1 protein-coding gene is annotated in these 1,396 nt (G+C 55.9%); it reads left to right on the forward strand.

The genetic code is table 11. The annotated features are described in order from the left end of the window. A partial coding sequence (locus DMP17_RS46240) for an efflux RND transporter permease subunit (protein ID WP_337833038.1) occupies nucleotides 1-1,396 on the forward strand: 1,396 nt, incomplete at both ends.

Consider the following 1,396-nt stretch of genomic DNA (forward strand, 5'->3'; position numbering starts at 1 on the left):
CATGGATGCGTTGCCGCAAGGTGCTGGCATTGGGCAGCCACTGGTCAAGCCCAAGGGCATCGATGATGTGCCGGTGATGGCATTGACGTTGTGGTCCGATTCTCCGAATACAGACTCGACCGCGCTTGCGGAAGTTGCGCATACACTCGAAGCCGATCTCAAACGTATCCCTGGCACACGTGATGTTTATACCATTGGTGCACCGACACGTGTGGTTGGCGTGACGCTTGATGGCTCAAAGCTTGCGAGTTACGGATTGACCATCAGCGATCTCAGTGCGGCGTTACGTGCCGCAAACGTTGTGCAGCAAGCCGGTGAAAAAATCGGCGCCAATACCGCAACACCCATCACCGCCGGAACCTTCCTCGCGAGTGCCGATGATGTTGCAAACCTCGTTGTCGGGATGCAGGGTGGCAAACCGTTGATTTTGTCTGATGTCGGAATCGTGCATGATGGTGCCGACCTTGCGACGAACTATGTTTGGCATGGTGCACCGAAAGGAAGGAGTGGTCCTGCATTAGGTACGGCACCGGCCGTGACAATTGCAATCGCCAAAAAGCCCGGTGCCAACGCCTCTGACATCACGCAAACGGTCAATGCACGCGTGCAGCAATTGCGCGGGGAGCTGATTCCGGATGGCATGCATGTGACCGTCACCCGCGACTATGGCGCAACGGCAAGTGACAAGGCGCAGAAGCTGATCACCAAGCTGATTTTTGCAACGTCATCGGTGGTGTTACTCGTTTTGCTCGCATTGGGTTGGCGTGAAGCAATCGTCGTGGGCACGGCCGTCGTACTGACGTTGGCGTTGACGTTGTTCGCATCGAAAGTGATGGGCTTTACGCTCAACCGCGTGTCGTTGTTTGCGTTGATTTTTTCGATTGGCATTCTGGTCGACGATGCCATCGTCGTCGTCGAAAACATCCACCGCCACATGGCGCTCGATGGGCGCTCATTGCGCGAGTCGATTCCGTTGGCTGTCGATGAAGTCGGTGGTCCAACGATTCTCGCAACGTTTACCGTCATCGCCGCATTGATGCCGATGGCCTTCGTGACCGGTTTGATGGGGCCGTACATGCGACCCATCCCGATCAATGCATCCGTCGGCATGTTGATCTCACTCGCCATCGCATTGATCGTCACGCCATGGCTGTCGTTGAAGTTGCTGAAACGCCACGTCGGTGATCATGCTGACGGTGCACATGCCGAAGACTCTAAGCTGAAGCGATTTTTTAACCGAGTCATGCTGCCATTCCTCAGCGGAGACGCGGCGGCGAAGAGAAGGCAGTGGCTTTTTGCGGGGATCATTGGCTTGGTGGCGCTCGCGGCGTCGCTTGCCGTCGTGAAGTTGGTCGTGTTAAAGATGCTGCCGTTCGACAACAAGTCGGAAATTCAA

Source organism: Pseudonocardia sp. TMWB2A (assembly GCF_017312135.1).